At 48.4% G+C, this 3,341-nt stretch carries 2 protein-coding genes; both read right to left on the bottom strand.

Annotation, left to right across the window (positions count from 1 at the left end; translation table 11 throughout):
- A partial coding sequence (locus tag B3182_RS05225; protein ID WP_292751851.1) for a ribonucleotide-diphosphate reductase subunit beta occupies positions 1-816 on the bottom strand: 816 nt, incomplete at its 3' end.
- Positions 816-3,341 (bottom strand): ribonucleoside-diphosphate reductase subunit alpha (locus tag B3182_RS05230; RefSeq protein ID WP_292751854.1); only part of this gene is annotated, 2,526 nt, incomplete at its 5' end. The genes B3182_RS05225 and B3182_RS05230, both read right to left, overlap by 1 nt.

Below are 3,341 nucleotides of genomic sequence, written 5' to 3' on the forward strand. Positions count from 1 at the left end.
ACCGAAGGAGGCGTGCATGACTTCATCACGCATGATGTATTGCAGCTGTTCGCCAGTACCTTTCATCAGGCCACGACGTTGCAGGGCAAAGATCGGTGAGAAGCCGTTATAGAACCAGCTGCCTTCGAAAATGCCGGCGAAGAACGCATAGGACATGACGAAGTTTTCCAGTTCGTCTTTATCACGCAGGTCGATATCGCTACGCATAACGGTGTCCAGACGTTCATTGGCCAGTTTGATCTTTTGGTAAATCTCCGGCACTACGCGGTAGCGGTTGTAGATTTCACTTTGATCCAGACCAATGGTTTCGATGCAGTGCTGGTAGGTCCAGGTATGCAATGCTTCTTCATACACCTGACGTGCCTGATAAATCTGCAATTCCGGCGCAGTCATTTTTTCCATCACCGCCAGACCGATATTACGCATAGCGAGAATATCGGAGGTGGTCAGGTATGACAGCACGTTTTCATAGACATGACGTTCTTCCAGCGTCAGTTTATGACGGTAGTCGTGAACGTCCTGTGCCATGTTGATATCGAGTGGCGTCCAGTGGTTTTTGTTGGCGTTTAAGAAGTAATTCCACGCCCACGGATATTTGAATGGAGCAAGCTGATTGATATCAGCTTGTCCATTCACCACACGTTTGTCATCAGCATTAATAGCTTTGGCATTCGATGGCGGCAGTTCACTGACACTGGCCGAGGTTGGCTCGGGTGTGTCGAGTTCATTGGCCGCTTGCTGAGACACAGGAAGCAGGTCGTTGTCGACTTTGTCAGTTGCCGGTTTTTCGGCAAGTGGATCATCCCAGTTAAACATTATTGGCAAGCCTCGCAGTCTGGTTCCAAGATTGAACAGGCTTTCGGTGCATCAATACCTTCACCTGAAATAAAGTCATCTTCTTGTTTGGCAACCGGCTTTAACACGGGTGGTGCAGTCGGTTTAGCAGTTGTTGCTGTGGTTGGCGCGGTGCTGGTTTTCTCGGCACCGGTTGCGCCCATTGAACGCAGGTAATAAGTAGTTTTGAGGCCACGTACCCACGCCAGTTTGTATAGATTGTCCATTTTCTTACCGGATGGTTCCGCCATGTACAGGTTCAAGCTTTGTGCTTGATCCAGCCATTTTTGACGACGTGATGCGGCTTCAATCAACCAGCGTGCATCCATTTCAAATGCGGTGGTGTACAACGCTTTCAGTTCATCAGGTACACGGTCAATTGCCAGCAAGCTGCCATCGTAGTATTTGAGGTCATTGATCATGACGTCATCCCACAAGCCGCGTGCTTTCAGATCTTCAACCATGTATGGGTTGATGACTGTGAACTCGCCGGACAGGTTCGATTTCACGAACAGGTTCTGATACGTCGGTTCAATTGACTGGCTGACACCACAGATGTTTGAAATCGTTGCAGTCGGTGCAATCGCCATGGTGTTGGAGTTACGCATGCCTTGACGTTTAACCTTGTCACGCAGTGCATCCCAATCCATGGTTTTGCTTTCGTCTTGTTGCAGATATTCGCCACGTGCTTCTTTGAGGATCTTGATGGAATCAATCGGCAGAATGCCTTTGCTCCACAAGCTGCCTTCATAGGATTTGTATTTGCCACGTTCTGCAGCCAAATCAGAAGACGCATCAATCGCGTAGTAGCTGACCGCTTCCATGGATTCATCAGCGAATTTCACCGCTTCTTCGGTGCTGTAAGGAATACGCAGTTTATATAACGCATCCTGGAAGCCCATGATGCCCAGACCGACAGGGCGATGCAGCAGGTTGGAATGACGCGCTTGCGGCACACTGTAATAGTTATACTCAATAACGTTATCCAGCATACGCATCGCTGTTTTTACCGTGCGGTTGAGCTTTTCTTTATCCAGTTTGCCGTTGGCATCAATGTGCTGAACCATATTGATCGAACCGAGGTTACACACCGCGATTTCCTGATCAGATGTGTTCAGGGTGATTTCAGTACACAGGTTTGAGCTATGAACCACACCGATATGTTGTTGTGGGCTACGCAGGTTACATGGATCTTTAAAGGTAATCCAAGGGTGGCCAGTTTCAAACAACATGCCGAGCATTTTGCGCCACAGGTCAGTGGCAGGCATGGTGCTGAAGTTACGGATTTCACCACGTGCCGCTTTTTCTTCGTATTCAGCGTAGGCTTTTTCAAACGCCAGACCGGTCAGATCATGCAGATCTGGCACTTCTTCTGGTGAGAACAAGGTCCATTGACCTTCTTCGGCAACACGTTTCATGAACAAGTCAGGAATCCAGTTGGCCGTGTTCATATCGTGGGTACGACGACGATCATCACCGGTGTTTTTACGCAGATCCAGGAATTCTTCAACGTCGATGTGCCAGGTTTCAAGGTACGCACAGACTGCACCTTTACGTTTACCACCCTGGTTTACTGCAACGGCAGTGTCATTGGCCACTTTCAGGAACGGTACAACACCTTGTGATTTACCGTTGGTGCCTTTGATATGAGCACCCAGACCACGGACGCGAGTCCAGTCATTACCCAGACCACCAGCATATTTAGACAGCAGAGCGTTATCACGCATCGCGCTGTAAATACCGCTCAGGTCATCCGGCACTGTTGTCAGGTAGCAAGAGGATAATTGTGGACGTAAAGTACCAGCATTAAACAGGGTAGGCGTTGAGCTCATAAAGTCGAAAGACGACAGCAGGTTGTAGAACTCAATAGCGCGGGCTTCACGATCGATTTCATTAATGGCCAGACCCATTGCCACACGCATATAAAAGGCTTGTGGTAATTCAAAACGGGTGCCATCGCAGTGAATGAAGTAACGGTCATACAAAGTTTGCAGACCCAGGTAAGTAAAGCTGAAATCATTTTCTGGTTTCAGTGCACTACCCAGACGTTCCAGATCATATAACGCCAGTTCTGAATCAATCAGTTCGTTTTCAATAGCAGTTTTAATGTAAGTCTTGAAGTAATCTTTATATTGATCAGCCATTTCGCCTTGTGATGCCTGGCGTGGGCTTTGATAAACAAAGCTCAACGCTTCACGACGGATGCTGTCCATCAGCAGGCGAGCAGCCAGGGTGCTGTAGGCAGGATCTTTTTCGATAAAGGTACGAGCAGACATGACCAGTGCTTTTTCGACGTCTTTTTCAGAAACACCGTCGAAGATATTGCGTTGGGTATCACGCAGGATGGCAGCGTTATCTACTTGAGCCAGACCTTCACAGGCTTCATCAATCAGGTTACGCAGGCGGTCGATGTCTAACGGCTGGCGAGTGCCGTCATTCAACGTGACATGCAGTTTGCTTTCATTGGCAGGTTGTGGGTGTTTACGTTCTTCTTCAGCACGTTTTTG

This window comes from Methylophaga sp. UBA4204 (genome assembly GCF_002379485.1).
Classification (GTDB): domain Bacteria; phylum Pseudomonadota; class Gammaproteobacteria; order Nitrosococcales; family Methylophagaceae; genus Methylophaga.